Source organism: Streptomyces sp. NPDC049541, assembly GCF_044465725.1.
GTDB lineage: Bacteria > Actinomycetota > Actinomycetes > Streptomycetales > Streptomycetaceae > Streptomyces.
Map to the genome: position 1 here is coordinate 372,257 of NZ_JBITLY010000005.1, position 21,204 is coordinate 393,460.

Genomic DNA, 21,204 nt, shown 5'->3' on the forward strand with positions numbered 1-21,204 from the left:
TGCAACGAACCCCGAAATGAGGTGAGCGGGGTGCGCACACCGGTCAGCGACCCCCTGAAGGTGGGGCCGTACCGCGTCGTGGGGCGCCTGGGCTCGGGCGGCATGGGCTGGGTGTATCTCGCCCGCTCGCCCGCCGGGCGCGAGGTCGCGGTGAAGGTCGTACGGCCCGAACTGGCCGCCGAGCAGGAGTTCCGGGAGCGTTTCGCCCGCGAGGTCGCGGCCGCGCGAGTGGTGAGCGGTGCCTACACCGCGGCCGTGGTCGACGCCGACCCCGAGGCCGAACTGCCTTGGCTGGCCACGCTGTACGTGCCCGGCCCCTCGCTCGCGGAGGCGGTCCGCACGGACGGGCCGCTGCCCGAACCGCAGGCGCGCCGACTGGGCGCGTTCCTGGTCGAGGCGTTGCAGGCCATCCATGGTGCGGGAGTGGTGCACCGTGACCTCAAGCCGGCGAACGTGCTGCTCGCCTCCGACGGTCCGCGCGTCATCGACTTCGGGATCTCCCATGTCGATGGGGCGCCCGGACTCACCCAGGCCGGAATCGTCGTCGGCACACCGCCGTTCATGTCGCCGGAACAGATGAAGGGGGCGGCGGTCGGTCCGCCGAGCGATGTGTTCTCCCTCGGCGGGGTGCTGGTGTACGCGCTGACCGGGAAGCCGCCGCACGGCACCGGGGAGGCGGTGCGCTACCAGGTCGTGCTCGGCGAGCCCGACCTCGACGCCGTACCTGCGGCCGTGCGTCCGCTGATCGCGCACTGCCTCGCCAAGCGGCCCGAGGACCGGCCGCGGCTCGACGAACTCCTTGCCGCGCTGCTGGAGGAGACTCCGCGGGCGCCGGCCTGGCCGCCGCCGAAGGTGAGACGGACGATCGAGATACGGGTCGACGAACTCGCGGCGCGGCGCAAGGCCGGTACGAGCGTCTCCGTGCCGTCCTGTCTGCTGCTGCACGCCCAGGCGCTGCTGGACGCCGGGCTCACCGACGGGATGGTCGTGCGGGCGGTGGGCCGTGGCAGCGTCTGAGTCACGGTCCGGTGCGGTGCTCGAAATCGGGACGCACTGGCGGCAGTTGGTGCGGAATTGGGGGGATGGGCGGAATTACCGTGCCGCCGCCGACACGGATTCGGTGTCCCTCCAATTCGATCTGGAGGAAACGGGGCGGATGCTCACGGTCAGATTCATGACCACGAAACGGCTGCTTGTCGCTTTCATCACGGACGGTCATTCTCTGCGCCACGATCAGCTGGCTGTTGCGGCGGCGGCGTCGAACGCGTGGAATACCGAACAATTGAACCCCATGCTCTCGGTGTGGGACGTACGGGGTCCGCGTCCGTGCCTCGCGGGGGTGTGCGATCTGCCGCTGAGCTGCCGGGTCACCCAGGCGGACTTCGACGCGCTGGCCAGTGACTGGGTGGAACGGGCGCGACAGATGTTCCTGCGCTGCCACGAGGTGTTCAAGCTGTAGAAGTGAGTTGCGCGATTTCCTTCAACCCCTTTCGGGTCAGGGCGCGTTGCCGCCATTATGGGCGGGGGTTTTCGGGCCACGGGGGGTCGCCCATGAGGCGTTGGGTGTGTTGTGCGGTGCTGCTCGGGGCGGTTGCCTTTTTGGGGTCGGCGACACCGGCGAGTGCGGGTGACAAGTGCGGCGGGGACTTTCCGGCGAGGCTGCGGTGCTGGGCCGACCGGCTCGAAAAGGGGGAGGACCTCAAGGTCGTCCTCGATCACGAGCTGAAGGCGGACGGCTCCCAGAAGGAACGCGATGAGGCCATCGGACTCGCCGAGAAGCACGCCGAAAGGCTGGAGGTCCAGGTACCGGCCGGAGTCACCACCGGCGAGGGCGGCACGGTCCTTCTCATGCTGGCGGCACAGAACCACAGGCTTGTCGACCCGGAAGCCGTGATCACGCCGTTGTCACCCAGCACTCGCGCGGAGCTGAAGAACGTCTGCAAGGAGAGGCAGTCGTTCTGCCGAGCGGTCGACGGCAAGAGCACGCTCACCGGCGGCGACCTGATCGGCAGCGGCATGGCGACCAGCCAACACGAATCCGCCGTCGGCTCCAGGGAGGACAACGGCAACGGCGACAAGTGGCTCCTCTTCGCCACCGCCACCGCCCTGATCCTCCTCCTCGCCGCCTTCGTCCTCGCCGTCCGCCGCACCCGCACAGCCCCCGCCGCACCCGCCGTCCCGGCCGCCCGCACCGCCGACGAACCCACCCGCGCCCTCCGTGCCAACCCCGCCCCCTCCCGCGCTCGTCGGCCCCCCACAGCCCGCGTCGGCCCCACCCACCCCGCCACCCTCCGCACCCCCCTCCACCCCCAGGGCTACGTCGAGCTCGACCGCGTCCTCTACCGCGCTGTGTGGGCCGAGCCCGCTGAGCCGCCGCCGGCGCCCGGCTCCCGCGTCGACGTGGCCGATCCGCCCGACCCCGGCTCCGACGTGCTGTACGCCTATCCGCCCGCCCCGGCCCGGCACGCCCGTGCCCACTGAACGCACCGGTTCATCAGGAGTAGCCATGTCCAGCGAATACCCGCCCACCCTGCCGGCGGAGTACGCCGACATCGAGTTCGAGAACAACGCCCAGCGGCTGCCGCTGGTGCTCTGTCTCGACACCTCCAGCTCCATGGCCGGCCCGCCGATCCAGACCCTCAACAGCGCCCTCGTGGAATGGACCCGCGAACTCCACGACGACGTCGCCCTCAGCTACAGCGTCGAGGTCGCCGTCGTCACCTTCGGCGGACACGGCGTCGCCGCCTGGCGCGGCCCACAGCCCCTCGCCCCCGGCGCCCCGGTGAGCCCCTTCGTGCCCGCCCACATGTTCAGTCCGCCCCAGCTCGGCGCCGCAGGGGTGACCCTGATGACGGAGGCCCTGGAGCTGTCGATGCACCTCGTGGCCGCGCGGAAAGCCGAACTGCGCGCCTCCGGACTGCAGTACTACCGCCCACAGATCTGCCTCGTCACCGACGGCCTGCCCACCGACGGCACCGGCCACCACACCAACTCCTGGCACCGGCTCGTCCCGGCCCTGGAGGAGGAGCAGCGCGCCCGGCGCTTCCGGCTCTACGCCATCGGCGTCGGCGGCATCACCGACCTCGGCGAACAGGTCCTGCGCGCCTTGGCACCCACCTTCAACGCCCGTATCCAGGGCTTCCCGTTCCGCGAACTGCTGCAGATGATGTCCGCCAGCGCCAACGCCGAGCAGAAGGGCGCCGGGGACGAGGTCTTCGAGAAGATCTTCAGCCAGTTCAAGACCCAGCGGCCGGCCTGGGAATCCTGAGGCGGCCGGCGATGGACGAAGGAACCGCCCTGCGGGGCGACGACGACCGGCACTCCCCGTGGCGGATCCACGGCGTCAGCGTCACCGGCTACCGCCACCACCGGGCCGGCATGCCGGGCCAGGACGCCTGTACGTACGGTTCGTCGGCGTCCGTCGCCGTGCTCGCCGTCGCCGACGGCGCAGGCAGCCGGCAGCGGTCCGGCCAGGGCTCGCGGCTCGCCGTGGAGCTGGCCGTCGAGCACTTCGGGCGCCGGGCGGCCGCCGCCCACGACTGCGAGCCGGGCAAAGGCGTCCACGAACTGCTCACGCAGGCCTACCGGGACGTCAGCAAGATCTTCCTGGACCGCACCGGCGCCGAATCCGACGACTTCGCCACCACCCTCACCGTCGTCGTCCTCGCCCCCGGCTGGCTGGGCCACCTCAGCGTCGGCGACGGCTTCGTCGTACTGCGGGCCGGTACGGAGGACGGTGAACGGCAGTTCCATCTGCTGCCGCAGCCGGACGCCGCCGGCGAGTACAGCAACGAGACCGTCTTCCTCACCTCACCGGACGCGGCCCGCTGGGTGCACACCGACTGTGTCTGCGACCCGGGCATCGACGGCGTGCTGCTGTCCACCGACGGACTCGCCCAGGCCGCGCTCTCCCGCTCCGCCGCGGGCCCGCCCACTCCGAACTCCTCCTTCGCCGACGCCGTGTTCCGCTCCCTCGACGCCCCCGGACCCGTCTCCGAGAGCGCCCACGAGAGCCTCACCGCGCTCCTCAGGTCGGACCGGCTGACCGCACTGAACGCCGACGACAAGACACTGCTGCGGGCCGTGCGCAAGGTGCGCCCATGAGCGGCCGCAAGGTGTTCCTGGACGGCAAGCGCGTCACTCTCGCCGAGCTTCCGCTCAAGGGCGGCGGACAGGCCGCCGTCTTCCCGGTCGAGGGCGACGACCACACCGTCGTCAAGCTCTACCGCGACCGCCCGGGCCCCGACCAGGAACGCCGGCTCACCCGCATGCTCGCCATGTCCCCGCTCGCCGCCCGCCCCACCGACGCCTCCCAGCCGCCCGAACTGGCCTGGCCCACCGCGCTGGCCCGGGGCCCCGAGGGCGAGTTCCTCGGCTACGCCATGCACCGCTTCGGCGAACCCGGACACGTCCAGCTCGTCGGCCTGTTCACCCGCGCCCAGCGGCTGCGCCTCTTCCCGGACCGCGCGGACTGGCGGTTCCTGCTCGGCGTCTCCTGGAACCTCGCCTTCATGACCGCGCGCATGCACCACGACAACCTCGTCATCGGCGACTTCTCCAGCAGCAACGTGGTCGTGGACGCCAACGGCTTCGTCACCTTCCTCGACTGCGACTCGATCGCCTTCACCGACCCGGTGACCGGCGAGGCCTTCCCCTGTCTGATGCACACCACCGACTACTCCTCGCCCGAGCGGCAGGCGGGCGGCCCGGCGACCCGCGCCAGCGACGACTTCGCCCTCGCCGTCCTCGTCTACCAGCTGCTCACCGCCGGCAACCACCCGTTCGGCGGCGTCCCGCACGAGAGCACCTCCGAGTCGACGGTCAAGGACAACATCGCCGCCAGCGTCTCCTACGTGGTCCGCCCCGAACTCGTCGTCGTCCCGCGTGGCACCGTCGACCCCTCCGTCCTCCCGCCCGAGCTCCTCACCCTGGCCCGCTCGGCCTTCGGCCCCGGCGTTCACGCCCCCGCCGCCCGCCCCTCCGCGGAGGCCTGGCTGCGCGCCCTCGACAAGGAACGCGCCCAGGTACGGGTGTGCCCCGCCCGCCCCCTGCACACGTACGGCTCCCACCTGCCGGCCTGCCCGTGGTGCACCCGCGCCGCGACGACGGGCCACGATGTCTTCAACGGCCCGCGGCCGGTCCTCGTACCGACCCCGGCTCCGCCTCAACAGCCGCCCGCAGTGAGCCGGTTCGGCCCGCTCATGGGTGTCGCGCTGCTGGTCGCACTCGTGCTGATCATCGTGATCGTGGGGATCATCGCGCAGAATGCCTGACCGCCCGTCCCGGAACGCGACGGAACCAGTCACGCTGCCAAGGGGCGGGGAACTGTGCGACAAGCCACGACGTGACCCGCAGCCGCGGGCAGACATGAACCCTACGGCGACCAGGCACCGCGGCCTCAGCCAATGCGGTGCTGTGGCGCCCGGTCCGCGCGACGCTGCGGGTAGCACGCGGACCGGGGCCGTCAGAGGGAGCCCCGGGGGCTCAGTGGGACGAGAGTTCGCGCGGCTCCAGAGCGGCCGCATGCACGTCCATCTGCTCGGCGGCGAGAATGGCCGCCGCCGTGTCCGCCCTGGACGCCGCCACGACCAGGGCGCGTCCGGCGAGGGCGTGGGCCCGCTCGTGCAGGGCCATGGGGTCGTCGTCCGACAGCGCCACGGGCATGCGGACCGGGGTCATTCCGCCCCGCAGTCGGGCCACCTGCCCGGCGAGCCGCTCGGCCGCGGCGTCCAGCTCCTCGGAAGGGACAGCCGCCCGCAGCTCGTCGGTGACGGCGAGCAGCGCCCCGAGATGGCCCGCGAGCTGGATGTCCAGCTCCTCCTCACGGGAGCGGTGCGGGAAGTCGGAGTCGGAGGTGGTGCCGGCCATCGTGCTGTGGACAGACCCCTTGCGGGAAGGAGGTGTGCGGATCGGTTCGTACATGGATGGCCTCCTGTGCTGTCAGGAAACCATCCTAGCTTAGATTTCGTCTAAAGTTGGCTGTAGCCATCGAGGAAGTTCCCGATCCGGGTGACCGCGTCCCGCAGATCCCCTACCGACGGCAGGGTCACGACCCGGAAGTGGTCGGGCTCGGCCCAGTTGAACCCGGTCCCCTGCACGACCATGATCTTCTCGCGGCGCAGCAGGTCCAGGACCATCCGCCGGTCGTCCTTGATCTTGAACACCTTGGGGTCGAGGCGCGGGAAGAGATACAGCGCGCCCTTCGGCTTCACGCAGGTCACGCCCGGGATCTGGGTGAGCAGCTCGTAGGCGACGTCCCGCTGCTCCTTCAGCCGCCCGCCCGGCAGCACCAGGTCGTTGATGGTCTGGCGTCCGCTCAGTGCGGCGACCACGCCGTGCTGCCCCGGCATGTTCGCGCACAGGCGCATGTTCGCCAGGATCGTCAGACCCTCGATGTACGAGTCCGCGTGGGCGCGCGGCCCGGAGATCGACATCCAGCCGACCCGGTAGCCCGCCACCCGGTACGCCTTCGACATGCCGTTGAAGGTGAGGGTCAGCAGGTCGGGGGCGACGGCGGCGGTCGGGGTGTGCGTGGCACCGTCGTAGAGGATCTTGTCGTAGATCTCGTCCGAGCAGACCAGGAGGTTGTGGCGGCGGGCGATGTCGGTCAGGCCCTTGACCATCGCCTCGTCGTAGACGGCCCCCGTCGGGTTGTTGGGGTTGATGATGACGATCGCCTTGGTGCGGTCGGTGACCTTGCGTTCGACGTCGGCGAGGTCGGGCATCCAGTCGGACTGCTCGTCGCAGCGGTAGTGCACGGCCGTGCCGCCGGAGAGCGAGACGGCGGCGGTCCACAGGGGATAGTCCGGCGACGGTACGAGGACCTCGTCGCCGTCGTCGAGCAGGCCCTGCATGGCCATCACGATCAGCTCGGAGACGCCGTTGCCGATGAAGACGTGCTCGACGTCGGTCTCGATGCCGAGGGTCTGGTTGTGCATGACGACCGCCCGGCGGGCGGCCAGCAGCCCCTTCGCGTCGCCGTAGCCGTGCGCCGACGACACGTTACGGAGGATGTCCTCGAGGATCTCGGGCGGGCACTCGAAGCCGAACGCCGCCGGGTTCCCCGTGTTCAGCTTGAGAATGCGGTGACCGGCCGCTTCCAGCCGCATCGCCTCCTCGAGCACCGGGCCCCGGATCTCGTAACAGACGTTGGCGAGCTTGGTCGACTGGATCACCTGCATGTCTGGGAGCTTACGGCCCGGTAACGCGTCTTGGCCCGTGTTATCCGCCACGTGAGACATGGGGTTTGGGCCGTTATCGCCGGTAGCTGTCCCACGAGTCCCGCCCGTCTCTACAATGCGCGGTCATGTCCAGGCCACCCGAGTACGAAAACGGGGCACCTCAGGGTCCGCCGAACGTGTACCACCCGCAGCCGGAGTCGGTCCCCTCGTACGAGGAGTATGCCGATCCGGCCGTTGCGCACGGGTGGCTCAATGCGTATGACGAGACCCGGGAGATGCCCGTGCCTCCGGCGGTGGACGAGGCGTACGTGCCGCGGCCCTCCCGGCGGAATCGCTCCGCGGGGAGGCGGGGGAAGGGGCGTCGGTCGTCCGGCGGCCGGTGGGGGCTTGTCGCGCCCCGCGGCGGAGCCGCTCGTCGACACAGCCCCGCGCCCCTCATGGGGGCTGTCGTCGCCGGGGGTGTGGTGTTGGCCCTGGTTGTTGGGTTCTCCTTCTCCGGAGGCTCCTCCGCGCCCTCTGGTGGCGTGCAGGGCAAGGAGGAGAGTGCTGCGCCGACGGTAGGGGAGTCCGCGTCGCCTGCGGCTTCCGAGGCCCCCGGTGGGGCTGTCACCGGTCAGCCGTCCGGCGGTGGAGTGGAATCGTCCCCGGTGGCTTCCCCGGGTTCGAGTGTCTCACCGAGCCGGACCGCGTCCGGGGGTGTGAGCCGGGAGCCCTCTGCCGGCGCTTCCGCCGCGGGGGCCACGGCTGCGCCCAATCCCACCGTGACCGCCTCGGCCCCCGGCCGCTCCCGCAACAACCCCGGGCACGGTCAGGGCGGCAGCAAGGGGCCCAAGCAGCCGTAGGGCTGGATACGTTCTTGCCCAACCACCCCTCTCCCCTCACAATGCACATGTCAAATCTATGGGCGGCCGGAAAATCTCCGGTCGCCCAAGTCGCAAGAGGGGACCCCCACATGAAGAAGCCTCTCCTCGCCGTGCTCTCGGCCCTGGTGATAACCGGGGCGGGCATGGCACCCGCGGTCGCGGCGCCCCTGCTCACGGACGGCGCGGCCACGAAGACGACGACGAAGACGGCCACGCCCACCATCAAGGCCGTCAACTTCGCCGGCACCGTGGCGCTCAGCAACTGCTCCGGCTCCGTCATCCGCTTCCCGAACTCCGCGGACACCGACCCGGCGCTCGTCCTGACCAACGGCCACTGCCTGGAGACCGGGTTCCCGGAGCCGGGCGAGGTCATCGTCGACCAGGCCTCCAGCCGTAGCTTCAGCCTGCTCAACGCCTCGGCCACCAAGGTCGGGACGCTGAGGGCGAGCAAGGTGGCCTACTCGACGATGACGGACACGGACGTCACGATCTACCAGCTCACCACCACCTACGCGAAGATCAAGAGCACCTACGGCATCAGCCCGCTCACCGTGCAGGACACGCACCCGACCGTGGGCACCGCGATCACGGTCGTCTCCGGCTACTGGAAGAGGACGTACGCCTGCAACGTCGACGGCTTCGTCTACCGCCTCAAGGAGGGCGACTGGACCTGGAAGGACTCCCTCCGTTACACCTCCGCCTGCCAGACCATCGGCGGCACCTCGGGCTCGCCCGTCGTCGACAACGCCACCGGCAAGGTCGTCGCCGTCAACAACACCGGCAACGAGGACGGCGAGCGCTGCACCGAGAACAACCCGTGCGAGGTCGACGCGAACGGCAACGTGACCGTCCGCCAGGGCATCAACTACGCCGAGGAGACCTACCAGATCCCGGCCTGCTTCGGGGCCGGCAACAAGCTGAACCTGAGCGCCGCCGGCTGCACCCTGCCCAAGCCGTAGTCCCGTAGCTCACCGCCGGGTGGCGTTCCGTCGCACGGGACTGCGACGGACCGCCCGTCCGGCCAGCACGTCCGTCCGCCGGCCGTCCTCGATGACGAAGCGGCCGTCGACGAGGACGTACGGGATGCCCGTCGGAAGCGTGCGCGGATTCTCGTACGTCGACCCCGCGGCCACCGTCTGCGGGTCGAACAACACCAGGTCGGCCCGGTAGCCCTCGCGGACCAGGCCCCGGTCCGGCAGCCGCAGCCGGGCGGCGGGCCGTGAGGTCAGACGGGCGACGCACTCCTCCAGCGACAGCACGCCCAACTCCCGTACGTACCGGCCGAGATACCGCGGGAAGGTGCCGTAGGCGCGCGGGTGCGGTTTCGTGCCCTGGAGGATGCCGTCCGAGCCGCCGGTGTGGACGCGGTGCCGCATGATCGCCCGGACGTTCTCCTCGTGGCCCACGTGCTGCAGGATCGTCGAGCCCAGCCGGTCCGCAAGCAGCAGATGACGGGCGGTGGCCCAGGGGGACTCGCCACGCGCCTCGGCCGACTGCAGGACCGTACGGCCGACGAAATCGGCCAGCCCCGCATCCGCCACGCCGGAGATCTCGGTCGTGTCCCACTCGACGGGCACGCCGTGGCAGCCGTCCGCGCCCACGACCTCCATGTCGTACCGGATCCGCTCAGCGCTCTCGTCGTCCGTCAGCCGCTTCAGGATCGCCTCGGGCCCGCCCTCGCTCGCCCAACTCGGCAGCAGCGCCACGAGGGTGGTGCAGCCGGGTGTGTAGGGGTAGGTGTCGAGGCTGATGTCGGCCCCGGCCGCCAGCGCCTCGTCCAGCAGGGACAGCAGCTCAGGCGCCCGGCCCTTGTTCACTCCGAAGTTCATGGTGGCGTGGGCGAGATGGAGCGAGCAGCCCGCCTCGCGGGTCAGGGCCACCATCTCCTGGTACGCCTCCAGGGCGCCCGCTCCGTACGAGCGGTGATGGGGGCAGTAGTAGCCGTCGTACTCCGCCACCACCCGGCACAGTTCGGTCAGTTCGGCGTCCTTGGCGTACATGCCGGGTGTGTAGGTCAGCCCGGACGACATGCCGACCGCGCCCTGCTCCAGGCCCTCCGCGACCAACTGCCGCATCCGGTCCAGCTCCTGCGGGGTCGCCTCGCGGTCCTCCCAGCCGACGGCCAGCATGCGGACCGTCCCCTGCGGGACCAGATAGGCCGCGTTCACCGCGATCCCCCGATCCAGCCGGTCCAGGTACTCGCCCACCGAGCGCCAGTCGAAGTCGATGTCGTCGCCGTACCCGTTCCAGCCGGTGATCGCGCGGCGCACCTCGGCGAGCGTGCGGTCGTCGACGGGGGCGTACGACAGCCCGTCCTGGCCCAGCACCTCCAGGGTGACGCCCTGCGCGGCCTTGGCGCTGTGGTCGGGGTCCCGGAGCAGGGCCAGATCGCTGTGGGCGTGCATGTCGATGAAGCCGGGGGAGAGGGCCAGCCCCTCCGCGTCCAGCTCCCGGCGCCCCTTCGGGCGCAGACAGCCCGCGGCGGCCGCCTCCTTGACGATCGAGACGATCCTGCCGCCGTCGACCACCACATCCGCCCGGTACGACGGCTCACCGCTGCCGTCCACGACCTCCGCGTCCCGGATGACCAGCTCTTCCACGGCCTGCCTCCTAGAAGAAGGTACGGATGTAGTCGACCACCGTGCCGTCGGCCTGCGCCAGCGGGATCAGCTGCCACTTGTCGAAGGAGGTGCACGGGTGGGACAGCCCCATGCCCAGCCAGTCCCCGACCTCAAGATCCGCCTCCTCCGTCGTCCGCAGCCAGGCGTGCTGGTCCGACAGGGCGGTCACCGAGATGCCGGTCGCCGGGCGCTCGGCGCCGTCCCGCCGGACGACCTGGGCGAAGGGGAGATCGAGGTCGTAGGCCGCGTCCCGCTTGCCCGCGTTGACGAAGGCCTGCTCGTCGGTGGGCCGGGAGACGACCTGCGCCCAGAGCCGGAAGGCGGGCTCCAGGGCCCCCTCCTCCGGGACCCGGTTGAAGGGGGTGAGCTTGCGGTAGTGGCCGTCGTCGTGCGAGACGTAGGCGCCGGAACGCAGCAACTTCAGCACCGGGGCGGAGAGTTCGGGGATCTCGGCGAACACGTCGGCCACCGCGTCGAACCAGGCGCTGCCGCCCGCGCTGACGACGATCTCGTCCAGGCCCGCGAACCGCCCCGCCTTGTCGAAGTCCACGGCCAGCGCGACCAGCCGGCGCAGCCAGGCGTGCACCCGGTCCGGGTCGGCCTGCGGGACCTCGCCCTCATAGCCCGCGACACCGACGAGCCGCAGCGTCCGCGTCCCGGCCACGGCATCGGCGACCGCCGCGCACTCCGCCTCCGTACGGACCCCGGTACGGGCGCCCTCACCTGCCGCCAGCTCGACCACCACGTCCAGCGGCCGCGCGGCACCCTGCAGCGCCGCGTCCATCAGCTCCACCCCGCGCACGGAGTCGACGTAGCAGACGAGACGGAACTCGGGGTCGGCGTCGAGCTCGGCCGAGATCCAGCGCAGGGCGGCCGGGTCGACCAGCTCGTTGGCGAGGAAGACCCGCTGGATGCCGAACGCCCGCGCCACGCGCACCTGGTGCGGCACCGCCAGGGTGATGCCCCAGGCGCCGCGCGCGATCTGCTGCCGGAACAGCTGGGGGGCCATGGTGGTCTTGCCGTGCGGGGCGAAGGTCAGTCCGTGGCGCGCCGCATACGTCTCCATGAGCGCGAGGTTGTGCTCCAGGCGCTCGGCCGACAGGGCGAGGACGGGGGTGGCGAAGCCGCCGGTGAAGAGGTTGCGGCGCTGGGCGGCCAGCTCGCCGACGGTCAGTCCGTCGGCGTCCGGCGGGAGGCCCTTGAACCGGTGGTCGACGCGTTCCCCGGCGAGCCGGGCGAGGTCTTCCGTGACCATTGAGCCTCCCTGATCAGGTGCGTTGCGGTGTCTGCAACGCTCATTGCGTATATCGCTTACCGCTGTCTAACATCTCGGCCAACGCGGGGTCAACGAACATCGCCCGCCCGCCGCACCACCGAGGAGTTACGACGATCGTGACCGCGACCGGACCTTGCAACGCCCCCGGCGGCACCGATACCGCCGAGGTCGTCGACGTCGTCACGCTCGGCGAGTCCATGGTCACGTTCCTGCCCTCCCGTGCCGGCCGCCTCGCCGACGTCCCCTCCTTCGGCCGCGCCATCGGCGGCGCGGAATCCAACGTGGCCTGCGCCCTCGCGGCCGCCGGGCACTCCGCGCGCTGGGTGAGCAGGGTCGGCGCCGACGGGTTCGGGGACCACCTCGTCGAGGCGATCGGGGCGTACGGCGTCGACGTCACCGCCGTACGGCGGGACCCGGCACGCCCGACCGGCATCTACTTCCGCACGGCCGGCGACCGGTCGACCGCCGCCCACGAGGTGGCGTACTACCGGACCGGCTCCGCGGCCTCCGCGATGACGGTCGGCAACACGGACCTGGACGCGGTGCGCGCGGGCCGGGTACTGCACCTGTCGGGGATCACGGCGGCGCTGTCGGAGGGCTGCCTGGGGCTGCTGCGCGAGTTGACGGCGCCGCGGGCCGGGCGCCCGCTGATCTCCTTCGACGTCAACCACAGGCCGGGCCTGTGGCCGGACGCCGACCGGGCGGATGTGCTGCTGGAACTGGCGCGCGGCGCCGACGTCGTGTTCGTGGGGGAGGACGAGGCGGAGGAGGCATGGGGGGTGACGGGCGGCCCGGAGGCGGTTCGCGCGGTGCTGCCGGAGCCGGGGGTGTTGGTGGTGAAGCAAGGGAGCGTGGGGGCCACCGCTTTCGTGTCGTCCGCGGGCAGTCGTGGGCTTGTCGCGCAGTTCCCCGCGCCCCTAAAACCCACCGGCAGCCACCCCGCACCGCCCGCGAGCAGCCACGCCGAACCGCCTGCGGACCGCCACTCCGCGGAGCCTGCGGGCAGTCGTGCCGCTAGGGCGGCTCCCGACCCGAAGAAAGGGGGCACCCCGCACGCGCGGGCCAGCGACACTTCCCCGCGCCCAGCCCCCACCCCGGGCACCTTCGTTCCCGCCCTTGCCGTGGACGTCGTGGCAACAGTCGGTGCCGGAGACGCCTTCGCCGCGGGCTTCCTGTCGGCAACCCTGCGTGGCCTCCCGGCAGCGACCTGCCTGCGCCACGGCCACCTCATGGCAGCAGCCGCCCTCACCGCCCCGGGCGACCTCGCCCCGCCCCCCACCCGCCACCACGCCGACCGACTCGCCGCCCTCGACGACGACGCGTGGGGGAAACTTCGACTCGGCCCCGGCTGGACGCAAGCCGAGCAGGCCCCGGAGGAGGTACGCACCCCATGAGCCAGACCGTCGACCGCGCGCTCAGCATCCTGCCGCTGCTCGCCGAGGGCCCCGCCGACCTCGGCCAGGTCGCCGACCGCCTGGACGTGCACAAGTCCACGGCCCTCCGGCTGCTGCGCACGCTGCACGAGCACGGCCTCGTCTACCGCCAGTCCGACCAGCGCTACCGCCTCGGCGCCCGGCTCATCGCCCTCGCCCAGGAGGCCATGGAGAACCTCGACATCCGCGAGATCGCCCACCCCCACCTCGTACGGCTCAACGAGCAGTGCGGGCACACCGTCCATCTCGCCGTGTACGAGGAGTCCGAGGTCCTCTACATCGACAAGGTGGACAGCCGCTACCCGGTCCGGATGTACTCACGGATCGGAAAGCCGGTCGCGATCACCGTCGCCGCGGTGGCGAAGCTGCTCCTCGCCGACCTGCCCGAGGGGGAGCGCCGGGCGCTCGCCGACAAGCTGGACTACCCCATGTACACCTCCCGTTCCACCCCCAACGCCCCCGCTTTCCTGCGCGAGTTGGACAAGGTGCGCGAACAGGGCTGGGCCACCGACCTCGGCGGCCACGAGGAGTCCATCAACTGCGTCGCCGCCCCGATCCGCGGTGCCGACGGGCGGGTCGTCGCCGCGATGTCGGTCTCCGCGCCGAACGTCGTCGTCACCGCCGAGGAACTCCTCACCCTGCTCCCCCTGGTGCGCCGCACGGCCGACGCGATCAGCGGGGAGTACTCCGGACGAACGCCTGTGACGGACACCGTAGGAAAGACATGAAGGGCACCGCATGACCGAGAAGATCGCACTCACCCCCAAGACCCACACCACCCCGCCCGCGAAGTTCTCCCACGGCGTCAAGAAGGGCAACATCCTGCAGGTCGCCGGCCAGGTCGGCTTCCTGCCCGCCGAGGAGGGCAAGCCCCCCACGCCCGCCGGCCCGACCCTGCGCGAGCAGACCCTCCAGACCCTCGCCAACGTCAAGGCGATCCTGGAGGAGGGCGGTGCGAGCTGGGACGACGTGATGATGATCCGCGTCTACCTCACGGACGTGGACCACTTCGCCGAGATGAACGACATCTACAACACGTACTTCGAGGAGCAGGCGCTCACTGCCCCGCCCGCCGCACGCACGACGGTCTACGTCGGTCTGCCCGCGGGCCTCCTCATCGAGATCGACGCGCTGGCCGTCCTCGGCTGACGCGCCCTCAACTCCCGCACGCCGTACGCACTCACGGCGCGGCGCCCGTCATCCCCTGGGCGCCGTGCCGCGATCCCCCCTGCCCGAAGGCCCATGCATTTACGTAGAGGACCCCCAAATGTCCCTCCCACTCGCCGCAACAGCCCCAGCCCCCGTGCCCGCACCCCACACCGGAGGCCTGCTCCTGCTGGTCGACGGAACGGCCGGCCTCCTCACCGTCGCCGCCATCGGTATCGCCCTGCTCCTGTTCCTGATCATCAAGGTCAGGCTCCAGCCGTTCGTCGCCCTGCTCGCCGTCTCCATAGCCGTGGGCCTGCTCGCCGGCCTCTCGGTCACCGAACTCTTCGGTACGGTCCAGCGTTCGGACGCGGTGTCCACCATCGAGACCGGCATGGGCGGCATCCTCGGCCATGTCGCGATCATCATCGGCCTGGGCACGATGCTCGGCGCGATCCTCGAAGTCAGCGGCGGCGCGGAGGTGTTGGCGTCACGTCTGCTGGGCCTGTTCGGTGAGAAGCGGGCCCCGCTCGCGATGGGCCTGACGGGCCTCATCTTCGGCATCCCGGTCTTCTTCGACGTGGGCATCTTCGTCCTCGCGCCCCTCGTCTACGCCGCCGCCAAGCGCTCCGGCAAGTCGATCCTGCTGTACTGCCTGCCCCTCCTCGCGGGCCTTTCGATGACCCATGCGTTCCTGCCCCCGCACCCGGGCCCGGTGGCCGCGGCCGGCCTGCTCCACGTACAGCTCGGCTGGGTCATCCTGATGGGCATCGTCTGCGGCATCCCGGCGGTGCTGGCAGCCTGGGCGTTCTCCGCATGGATCGGCCGCCGCATCTTCGTCGCCGTACCGCAGGACATGGTGGAGGCGGCGGCGGAGGCGAAGCTCGCGGTCATCAACGAGCAGCGGGAGCAGGGCGTCGAGCCGCGTGAGCACCCGGTGCCCCTGGGCACGGTGCTGGGCATCATCGGCACCCCCCTGGTCCTCATCCTCGCGGCCACCTTCTCCTCCATCGCGCTGGACCCCTCCACCGGCCGCTCGGTGATCGAGTTCTTCGGCCACCCGTTCGTGGCCCTGACGATCGCGCTGCTGCTGGCGTACTACCTGCTGGGCATCCGCCGCGGCTGGTCCCGCAAGTCCCTGGAGACGGTCTCGACGGCCTCGCTCAAGCCGGTGGGCAACATCCTGCTGGTGGTCGGCGCGGGCGGTGTCTTCGGCGCGATCCTCAAGGCGAGCGGCGTCGCGCAGGCCCTCTCGGACACCTTCCACGACGTGGGCCTGCCCGTGCTCGTCCTCGCCTACCTGATCTCCGTGGTCCTGCGCGTGGCCCAGGGCTCGGCGACGGTGGCGATCGTCACGACGGCCGGCATCGTCGCTCCCCTGCTCACCGAGGGCCACCACTCCCAGGCCTTCGTCGCCCTCGTCATCATGGCCATCTCGGCAGGCTCGATCTTCGCCTCGCACGTGAACGACGGGGGCTTCTGGATGGTGGCGAAGTACTTCGGCATCAGCGAGCGGGACACCCTGAAGACGTGGACCGTGCTGGAGACGGTGCTGTCCGTGGTCGGGTTCGCGGTGGCGGCGGTGCTGAGCCTGGTCGTGTAGATGTCGGAGGTGGTCGTGGCTCGGGCGTTCTGGTCTGGCCGCGCGGGTCGCTGCCGCCTTCGGGTCGTGTGCAGAGCACCGTTTGAGCGGGCTCGTTCTTCGCCGCAAGCAACAATCGTGGTGCCCGCGCCCGGAGGGTGCTGATGGATGCGCGTGGTGGCGGCGGTGCTGAGCCTGGTCGCGTAGATGTCCGGTGGTGGTGATTGCCGTGGCTGGGGTGTGCTGGTCTGGCCGTGGCGGTCGCTGTCGCTTTCGGGTGGTGTGCGGGCCATCGTTTCAGTGGGCTCCGTCTTCGCGTTGAGCGACGATCGTGGTGCCCGCGCCCGGAGGGTGCTGATGGATGCGCGTGGTGGCGGCGGTGCTGAGCCTGGTCGTGTAGGCGTCTCATAACGAAGTCGGGGCCGACTGTGTCCGCCACAGGATCTTCGACCATACTGCCCGCTGTGGAGCAGCGCATAGGATCGAGCAGCCAGCCCCTGAAGGGCGAGCCCGTGACCGGTGCCGGATTCGACCCGGCCTTCATTCCCGGGCTCACCTCACCCGTCTCCGAGAAGCCGGAGGAGGTCGAGGCGGAGGACACCGCGCCCGCCGAGCCCGAACTCACGGACGAGGACGTCGAGTCCGAGGCCGAGGAGCTGGAGCCGGCCGCGGAGAACGGGGACTCCGGGGACGGTGACGCGGACGAGGCCCCCGACGGGCCCGTCTTCGAGGCCTCCGACCGGCGCGCCAGGATCGTCGCCGATCACCGGGGCGTCCGGCTCAGCCTGGACGACCAGGAGTGCGAGTTCCGCTGGGACGAGATCGGCGCCGTGGAGACCGAATCGCCCCGCTTCGGCAAGCGGTTCACCATCACCGTCCACACCCCTGACCGCCGCTGGTACCCGATCGAGATCGAGGCGACGGCCAGGGCGCAGTTCAGCGAGTGGGACGAACAGCTGGACGCGGTCCTCGACGCCTACTTCGAAGAAGGCACCGAGGCCGAGGACGCCGACTAGCCGCTAGCTGCAGTACTGGGCGGCCTTGCCGATGGACCGGTACATACAGTCCGCGTTCTCCAGCAACTGCAGCACAGCGTCCCGGTTCCGTGACGTCTCCCGCTCGATGACCTCGTCGGGCGGGTAGAACCCGCCCCCGGAACTGGACGTCGGATACATCTCGAAGGTGTAGTCGAAGATCTTCTGACTGCCCCAGAGATAGTCGTCGATCGACCCGTCCGTGATGTACAGGTCGCTGGACTGCTCGGCGGTGTACCCGTTGCTCGCCGCCATCTTCTGCCCCACGGCCTTGAAGGCGGCGGCATCGTCCGCCGTCATCCCGGTCGCGGTGTCCGAGTAGGTGTACCCGAACGGCCACAGCACCAGTTCGCTGTACGTGTGGAAGTCGATCCCGGCGGTGATCTGCTGCTTGCCGCCGACCACCCGGCTGCGGACGAAGTCGGCGACCACCTTCACCTCGGGCGCGGACTCCGCCGAGGCGCCACGGTAGGTCTCGGACGAGGTGGAGCCCGAAGAGCCGCCGCAGCAGCCCCACTTGTAGTTCCAGTTCCGGTTCAGGTCCGTACCCACGTACGAGGAACCGGAGTTGGGCTGCCGGTTCTTGCGCCACGACCGGTACGAGCCGGTCGCGATGTCGTACTCGCCGCCGTCCGGGTTGAGATCCGGCACGATCCAGATCTCGCGGCTGTTCACCAGGCTGGTGACACGGGAGTCGGTGCCGTAACCGGCGCCCAGCTCGCGCAGCAGATACAGCGCCATCTCCACCGTCAGGTGCTCACGCGCGTGCTGGTGGAAGGTGAACAGCACCTCCGGCTCGTTCTCGTCCGTCGCCACGTTGTCGCTGACCTTGATGGCGACGATGTCCCGGCCCTGGTACGACTTGCCGATCACCCGCTTGCTCATGATGTTCGGGTAGGCCGCGAGCCGCTGGTCGATCTCCGTGTTCATCTCGGCGTAGTTGTGGTACTTCGAGTCGGCCGAGGGGAAGTCGTAGAGCCGTACGCCCTCCGAGCCCGAGGAGCGGTCCGGCGCCGAGCCCAGCGGTGAGACGTCGTAGCCCTGCCGGCGGAGCGTGCTGATCTGTGCCGCGCGTCCGGAGACGACCACCGTCTCCTCGTCTGCCTCGTCCACGGTCACGCCGGCCGCGGCGATGGCGGTGCGGGTGACGGGCGTGTTGTGGTCGACGTGGATCTCGTACTGGCGGATGTCGTCGGCCGAAGGTGCCGCCTTGTGGGCGCTGTGGGCCGTCGCCGAGACGGGAGCCGCGAGGGCGAGGGCGAGCAGGGCGGCGAACGCGGCGGTGCGTCTGCCGCCGCGGGCGCCCGAGCCTCGTATCCGAAGTCGCATGAAGTCTCCTAGGGAGGTGGGGTGGTTCAGTGCGACGTGCCTGTGAGGTACCTGTGCGGGTGCCGCCCATCGTCATGGAATGGCATGGACAGGTCAAGAGAGCGAAAACCGGCCGGAGTGTACGCGCAGCCGTCACCGCACAGGCGTCGTCCGGCGAAGTGCACTCGCGGGTGTGAGGGGAACGTGCATATATGCCGATTGCGGAGAAGAGTGAGGTTCCGCTTCACTCAGGTTCGCCTTGCGATGTCCGTGCCGGTCACGCTGGCCAGCCTGCTGTTCTGCTGGGGGTCCGGGGGGCGGCCCCCGGGAAATGCAGTCAGGGAGGCTGATCATGGGCGGATCAGCGCCGCGACGGGACCGTCATCTGCCGGTCGAGACCACCAGCTTCGTCGATCGGCGCGGCGAACAGACCGAGGGCCGCGAACTGCTCGCCAAGGCGCGCCTGGTCACGTTGACCGGACCGGGCGGCGTGGGCAAGACCCGGCTCGCCGCACGCATCGCGGCCCGTGTGGAACGGGCCTTCCCGGACGGTGTGCGCTTCGTGCACCTGGCCGGACTGCACGACCCGGCGCTCGTCCCCCTCGCCGCCGCCGACGCGCTCGGCCTGCACGACCACTCCGCGCAGCCCCCGCTGGACGCCTTGGTCGAGCAGGTGCGGGACCGGCGCCTGCTGCTCGTCCTGGACAACTGCGAACACCTGCTGCAGGCCTGCGCCGAACTCGCCGCCGCCCTGCTGCACGGCACCACCGGCGTCCGTGTCCTCGCCACCAGCCGGCACCGCCTCGCGCTCACCGAGGAACACCTCCTGGAGGTACGGCCGTTACCCGTCCCGGACCCGGACGGCGACCTCAGCGCGGCCAACGGCTACCCGGCCCTCGCCCTCTTCGTCGACCGTGCCGCCGCCGTGGTCCCCGGCTTCCGGCTGACCGCCGGCAACCGCGCCGCCGTGGCCCGCCTGTGCCGCCGCCTGGACGGGCTTCCGCTCGCCATCGAGCTGGCCGCCGTACGGATGCGCGTCCTCGGCGTCGAACAGCTCCTGGAGCGCCTCGACGACCGTTACCGCCTCCTCACGGCCGGCAGCAGCGCGGCCCTGCCCCGCCACCAGACGCTGCGCGCCGCCGTCGACTGGAGCCACGAACTGTGCACCGGCCAGGAGCAGTTGGTGTGGGCGCGGGCCTCCGTCCTGCCCGGCGGCTTCGACCTGGAGACGGCGGAGGCGGTGTGCGCGGACGGCGAGCGAGGCGAGAGAGGGGTCCATCCGGCCGGCGGCCGGGGGAGGGTGCGGTCGCAGGAGGTGCTGGAGGCGGTCGCGGGGCTCGTCGACAAGTCCGTGCTGGGGCGGGAGACGGGACCGGACGGCGTGCGCTACCGGCTGCTGGACACCCTGCGGCACTACGGCCTGGACCGGCTGCGGCGGCTGGAGGGCGAGGAGGACGCCACCCGGCGCCGTCAGCGCGACTGGATGCAGCGGCGGGCCGCCGACTGCGAACGCGCCTGGTTCGGACCCGGACAGCGGCAGATCGTCGCCCGGCTACGGGCCGACCAGGACAGCCTGCGCGCCGCCCTCGACTTCAGCCTCACCCACCCCGGCGAACGGCTCGCCGCCCTGCGCCTCGCAGGCACCCTGTGGTTCTACTGGCACGCCTGCGGGGCACCCCGCGAGGGCCGCTACTGGCTGGAGCGGGCCCTTGCCGCCAACCCCGAACCGACCGTCGAGCGGGCCCGCGGGCTGTGGGTGGCCGGCCTTCTCGCCGCCGCCACCCAGGACATGAGCGGAGGCCTGCGCCGCGCACGGGACGCCCAGGCGCTGGCCGAACAGCTCGGCGACCGGGCCGAGGCCGCCCACGCCGCCTACGTCATCGGCGTCATCCGCCTCTTCAGCAACGAACTGCCCGCCGCCCTCGACCACTTCGAGGCCTCCGTCGCCCGCGGCCCCGTCCCCGGCCAGCACCTCAGTCTGCACGGCCTCGACCAGGTCGAACTCGCCTGCGCCCTGGGCTTCCTGGGCGAGGCCGACCGCGCCGTCGAGGTCTGCGAGCGGGCCCGCCGGCTGTGCGAGGAGCACGGCGAGGAGTGGGTGCGCTCGTATGTGCTGCGGATGCTGGCCCTCGCCCACACCGTGAAGGAGGACTGGGACGAGGCCGCACGGCACGCCCGCGAGGCCCTGCGCCTCAAGCTCGCCGTCAACGACGTCACCGGCATCGCCCTCACCCTCGACCTGCTGGCCCACATCGCGACCCGGGCGGGCGCCCACGAACACGCGGCCGCCCTGCTCGGCGGCGCCGACCGCACCTGGGCCGACATCGACCGGGACCGCTGGGGCTCGACCCATCTGGGCGCCATCCGCCGCGACAGCGGCGAGCGGGCGTCGGCCGCCCTGGGCCGGGCCGCCTTCGACCGGTCGTACGAGAAAGGAGGCGCCCTCGGACTCGCGGAGCTCGTCGCCCGTGCGACGCAGGACGAGGAACCCCGACGGATCGCACCGCCAAGGGAGACGAGTGGCCGCCGCAGTTCCCGGCCCCCGCAGGACAGCACACTCACCCGCCGCGAGACCGAGGTCGCCGAACTCGTCGCCCAGGGCCTCGCCAACCAGCAGATCGCCGACCGGCTCGTCATCGCCCGCCGTACCGCCGAAGGCCATGTGGAACGCATCCTCAGCAAACTCGGCTTCAGCAACCGCAGCCAGATCGCCGCCTGGGTCGCCGCCCAGAACTGAGCCCCGCCCAGGCTCCCCTCCCG

The 21,204-nt window shown here is 71.1% G+C and carries 18 protein-coding genes; 13 read left to right on the forward strand and 5 right to left on the reverse strand.

Features of this window, described 5'->3' with window-relative positions:
* Window positions 1–30: 30 nt before the first annotated feature.
* The 6 genes from ACIBW9_RS21030 to ACIBW9_RS21055 all read left to right on the forward strand — a co-directional run bounded on the left by ACIBW9_RS21030 (window position 31) and on the right by ACIBW9_RS21055 (window position 5,273).
* Complete coding sequence (locus tag ACIBW9_RS21030; RefSeq protein WP_398957088.1) at window positions 31–1,017, forward strand: serine/threonine-protein kinase; 987 nt, start codon at window positions 31–33, stop codon at window positions 1,015–1,017.
* 16 nt (window positions 1,018–1,033) lie between these two features.
* On the forward strand, window positions 1,034–1,459 hold the full coding sequence (locus tag ACIBW9_RS21035) for a hypothetical protein (RefSeq protein WP_398957090.1): 426 nt from the start codon (window positions 1,034–1,036) through the stop codon (window positions 1,457–1,459).
* A 92-nt stretch (window positions 1,460–1,551) separates the two neighbouring features.
* Complete coding sequence (locus tag ACIBW9_RS21040; RefSeq protein ID WP_398957093.1) at window positions 1,552–2,481, forward strand: hypothetical protein; 930 nt, start codon at window positions 1,552–1,554, stop codon at window positions 2,479–2,481.
* Window positions 2,482–2,506: 25 nt separating this feature from the next.
* On the forward strand, window positions 2,507–3,268 hold the full coding sequence (locus ACIBW9_RS21045) for a hypothetical protein (protein ID WP_398957095.1): 762 nt from the start codon (window positions 2,507–2,509) through the stop codon (window positions 3,266–3,268).
* Between the two features lie 11 nt (window positions 3,269–3,279).
* A complete protein-coding gene (locus tag ACIBW9_RS21050; RefSeq protein WP_398957097.1) occupies window positions 3,280–4,104 on the forward strand; it encodes a PP2C family serine/threonine-protein phosphatase in 825 nt (274 codons plus the stop codon).
* Window positions 4,101–5,273 (forward strand): hypothetical protein, encoded by a 1,173-nt coding sequence (locus ACIBW9_RS21055; RefSeq protein WP_398957099.1) that lies wholly within the window; start codon window positions 4,101–4,103, stop codon window positions 5,271–5,273. Before ACIBW9_RS21050 ends, ACIBW9_RS21055 begins: the two co-directional genes overlap by 4 nt.
* A 211-nt stretch (window positions 5,274–5,484) precedes the next feature.
* Here the strand turns inward: ACIBW9_RS21055 and ACIBW9_RS21060 are convergent, their stop codons facing one another.
* Entirely contained in the window at window positions 5,485–5,922 is a 438-nt protein-coding gene (locus ACIBW9_RS21060) for a hypothetical protein (RefSeq protein WP_398957101.1), read from the reverse strand.
* A 47-nt stretch (window positions 5,923–5,969) separates the two neighbouring features.
* Window positions 5,970–7,181: a pyridoxal phosphate-dependent aminotransferase gene (locus ACIBW9_RS21065; protein WP_398957104.1), complete on the reverse strand. Its 1,212-nt coding sequence runs from the start codon at window positions 7,179–7,181 to the stop codon at window positions 5,970–5,972.
* Window positions 7,182–8,133: 952 nt separating this feature from the next.
* Between ACIBW9_RS21065 and ACIBW9_RS21070 the strand changes: the two genes are divergently transcribed.
* The gene (locus ACIBW9_RS21070) at window positions 8,134–9,003 is read left to right on the forward strand and encodes a serine protease (protein WP_398957106.1); all 870 of its coding nucleotides are present in this window, start codon (window positions 8,134–8,136) and stop codon (window positions 9,001–9,003) included.
* Between the two features lie 9 nt (window positions 9,004–9,012).
* Here ACIBW9_RS21070 and ACIBW9_RS21075 read toward each other — a convergent pair whose 3' ends face one another.
* Window positions 9,013–10,644, reverse strand: a complete 1,632-nt coding sequence (locus ACIBW9_RS21075; RefSeq protein WP_398957108.1) for an amidohydrolase family protein — start codon at window positions 10,642–10,644, stop codon at window positions 9,013–9,015.
* A gap of 10 nt (window positions 10,645–10,654) precedes the next feature.
* Window positions 10,655–11,920, reverse strand: coding sequence for an amino acid deaminase (locus ACIBW9_RS21080; RefSeq protein ID WP_398957110.1), 1,266 nt, complete (start codon window positions 11,918–11,920; stop codon window positions 10,655–10,657).
* Window positions 11,921–12,057: 137 nt separating this feature from the next.
* Here ACIBW9_RS21080 and ACIBW9_RS21085 point away from each other — a divergent pair, with 137 nt between their 5' ends.
* From ACIBW9_RS21085 to ACIBW9_RS21105, 5 genes are all read left to right on the forward strand, one after another.
* A complete protein-coding gene (locus ACIBW9_RS21085; RefSeq protein WP_398957112.1) occupies window positions 12,058–13,335 on the forward strand; it encodes a PfkB family carbohydrate kinase in 1,278 nt (425 codons plus the stop codon).
* Entirely contained in the window at window positions 13,332–14,102 is a 771-nt protein-coding gene (locus ACIBW9_RS21090) for an IclR family transcriptional regulator (RefSeq protein WP_398957114.1), read from the forward strand. The genes ACIBW9_RS21085 and ACIBW9_RS21090 overlap by 4 nt, the downstream gene beginning before the upstream one ends.
* Before the next feature lie 10 nt (window positions 14,103–14,112).
* A complete protein-coding gene (locus tag ACIBW9_RS21095; protein ID WP_398957116.1) occupies window positions 14,113–14,523 on the forward strand; it encodes a RidA family protein in 411 nt (136 codons plus the stop codon).
* A gap of 118 nt (window positions 14,524–14,641) precedes the next feature.
* On the forward strand, window positions 14,642–16,123 hold the full coding sequence (locus ACIBW9_RS21100; protein ID WP_398957118.1) for a GntP family permease: 1,482 nt from the start codon (window positions 14,642–14,644) through the stop codon (window positions 16,121–16,123).
* Between the two features lie 443 nt (window positions 16,124–16,566).
* Window positions 16,567–17,118, forward strand: a complete 552-nt coding sequence (locus tag ACIBW9_RS21105) for a hypothetical protein (protein ID WP_398957120.1) — start codon at window positions 16,567–16,569, stop codon at window positions 17,116–17,118.
* 3 nt (window positions 17,119–17,121) lie between these two features.
* Here ACIBW9_RS21105 and ACIBW9_RS21110 read toward each other — a convergent pair whose 3' ends face one another.
* Window positions 17,122–18,465 (reverse strand): M14 family metallopeptidase, encoded by a 1,344-nt coding sequence (locus ACIBW9_RS21110; RefSeq protein ID WP_398957123.1) that lies wholly within the window; start codon window positions 18,463–18,465, stop codon window positions 17,122–17,124.
* A 331-nt stretch (window positions 18,466–18,796) separates the two neighbouring features.
* Between ACIBW9_RS21110 and ACIBW9_RS21115 the strand changes: the two genes are divergently transcribed.
* Window positions 18,797–21,181: an ATP-binding protein gene (locus ACIBW9_RS21115; RefSeq protein WP_398957125.1), complete on the forward strand. Its 2,385-nt coding sequence runs from the start codon at window positions 18,797–18,799 to the stop codon at window positions 21,179–21,181.
* The last annotated feature ends 23 nt before the right edge of the window (window positions 21,182–21,204 follow it).